Here is a 2,775-nt window from a genome sequence, read left to right as displayed (position 1 = left end):
CAAATGCAGTATGGGCAGTAGCTATAATATGTCCACGCTTCTCGTTACTTCTTGTGCATCCGATACATCACAGTGGGCTAGTTATGCTTCCTGGTTGCCACAGGTGACAGCTCAGATGGAGCTGACAAATGCAGCAGCATTTGGGGTAAGCGAAACTATTCAAGTGCATCTTCTAGCTTATAGCTGCGATCCAGAAGATGAATATGAGAATGAATATAGATAGATCCGCCGCCTACAACCAATTACCCACCAGAATAAATGGTGCCCAATATAGGGGAGCTGAATAATTACTATACTCTTTGAGTAACTTGATTTGGGCGCGGCGAAGAGCTTCGGCTTTGGATACTTTACCTGTTTTTAACTCTCGGTAAAATTCTCCCATCAATACAGCGGTGGATGAATCTTTCACTTTCCAGAGTGAGGCTAAGGTACTTTGTGCCCCTGCTTTGACTGCAACTCCCGCCAGCCCCAGGGTGGCACGGTTATCGCCTACCGCTGTTTCACAGGCACTCATTACTAACAGTTCGATCGGATTTCGTTGAGTTTGAGCGCGATCGCGGAGTAATTTATCAAATTCTACCAGCTTTAGTTCCCCATCATTAGCGAGTAAAAATGTCTTGTCAATTTGCGAACTAAATTGTCCGTGAGTTGCCAGATGAATCACGTTATAAGGGATATCTTTGACTTGCTCTCCAAAGGCTTGAATCGTGAATTTATCATCTTTTAATTCAGTCATCATCACTCCAGTATCGCGAATTGCCTTCATCTGCGATGGCACTTCTGGTAAGTCACTAAAAATATTAGCAAATTGTTTAGAGGGTTTCGCTAATCCCACTGCTAATATATTTAGAGTCGATCGAGAGATTGGTTTGGATGACTGTAAGCTTAAGCCTAAATTAGTCCCAATCGCATAATTTTTCTCGATTAAATATTGTTTACCATCGTAGAGTACTGACATCGGTACATTCCTAAATGAGCCATCGAGGACGAAAACTAAAGTATTAATTTTACCGTTAAATTCACTTTCAAATGGTGCAACTAACCAACTATAGACCTCCTGCGATAATCGCTGAATATCTTTGTTACGATCGGGTTCTAATAACCAATCTTGCAATTGTTGTAAATCTTTCTCTACCGCCTGTCTAGTTTTGGCTACCCGATGTTGTTTTAAGATCTTTTGTCCAGGAATTTTAACAATCACCTGCAATTCATTTTCTAAAATAATTGGATAGATAATTGCCGCATTGGGATTTTCACGATCGACTACTTCATCGATAATTACTTTACTATTATTCAAACAAGCTTCGCGGAAGAAGTTATCGAGTTCGGCAACTTGGAGATCTTCGATTAAGTTTCGCGCTCGCTCTAAGTTTTTACCACTACTATTTTGATTGCTAGGTTTAAGTAGTAACCCAACTAATTCTCGATAGGTAGGTTCGATACTTTCTTTGAACGTAAATTGAAGATCGCGATTGACATCGACTAAATCTTTCCGCAATAATTTTAGGGTGTCGATCGCCGCACTGTAAGATTCGATCGCTTGCTTATCTTTATTCTGTTTTGCTAATACATACCCCAATTGTCCATACCAGCGATAGGCAAGATCGTCAGCATTTGCACTAGCTACCAATGTTAAGGCTCGACTGGTAGCATCTTCGGCATCTTGCCATTGTTCTTGTTGTTTGTAAAGCTCTCCGAGGGTTCCTAAAGCTAAGGATTGAGTGCGCTGGCGATCGTCCAAATTTTTAGACTGTTGAATCGTCTCGGCTAAGACTTGCGCTGCTAACGAGCGACGATTGAGTTTACTCAGACTTTGAGCGAAATTAATCTGGGCGTTAAATTTAGTCCGATTGGGCGGTAATGTGGCTAATTGCTGTTGAATTGGCACAATTAGTTGTTCTGCTTCAGTATTTTGTTTGGCTTCTATTTGCAAACTTAATAAATTCAAACGAGCTTGAATCGAGACTAAGTTAGTCGTCGATGTGGCGGCTAGTGAGTAATAATCGATCGCTTTAGGTACTTGCTGCTTGGTTCTCGCTAGATTCCCCAATATTAAGTGGGTAGCATTAATTTCATTATCCAACTTCAGTTTTTTGGCAATAGTTAAACTCTGCTCTAACACCGTACCCGCTCGCTCGACATCGCCAGATTGTTCGAGCGCAATCCCTAACGAGCGTAGCGTTACTACTTTAATCGTTGTATCGGGTTTACTGACTAAACTAACTTTTAACTTTTCGAGGATAGTTTGCGCCCGTCGATAGAAACCGAGGACGCGCAAAGCATGACACTGGTTGATTTGCGATCGCGTAATCCCCGCATCATCGCCGATTTGGGTATACAGTTGCGCTGTTTGCTCCCAAGTCGTCAACGCAGCTTCAGTTTGTCCCTGCGCGAACTGTAATTGTCCCTGAATTTCTAATGTTTGGGCGAGAATTCCCGATCTACCTGGAATAGACCGATTTTGTAATAACTTTAAACTCCGATCGATCGCGTTATTCGCAGCTTGCCAATCGCCCAACTGCTGATAGACTAAGGCTAAATTACTCCACCCCATCGCCTGTTTGAGCGGATCTGTGCGGTAAGTATCGATCGCTTGTTTGAGTAATTCGATCGCTTGGGGATAATTCCCCGACTGGTACAGTTGTTGAGCGCGATCTATTAAATCCCCACTACTCGCACTTGCACCAGGGGAACTCGCCGCATTCACCCGCACTCCAGTCAAGATTGAAGGCTGAACCGTCACACATAACCATAACATCGCCAAACCACAACACC

At 42.8% G+C, this 2,775-nt stretch carries 1 protein-coding gene and 1 pseudogene; one reads left to right on the top strand and one right to left on the bottom strand.

From position 1 onward, the window contains the following. Window positions 1–223, top strand: a pseudogene (locus tag RMO55_RS13970) (hypothetical protein); the annotation flags it as partial. 9 nt (window positions 224–232) lie between these two features. Here RMO55_RS13970 and RMO55_RS13965 read toward each other — a convergent pair. Continuing rightward, window positions 233–2,775, bottom strand: a 2,543-nt coding sequence (locus tag RMO55_RS13965; protein WP_310427425.1) for a CHAT domain-containing protein, incomplete at its 5' end; no start/stop codon positions are given.

It is taken from the genome of Chamaesiphon sp. VAR_48_metabat_135_sub, from assembly GCF_031418915.1.
In the GTDB taxonomy this organism is placed as follows: domain Bacteria; phylum Cyanobacteriota; class Cyanobacteriia; order Cyanobacteriales; family Chamaesiphonaceae; genus Chamaesiphon.
Note: the sequence above shows the minus strand (reverse complement) of the source record. Positions and strands in the feature narration are given on the sequence as shown.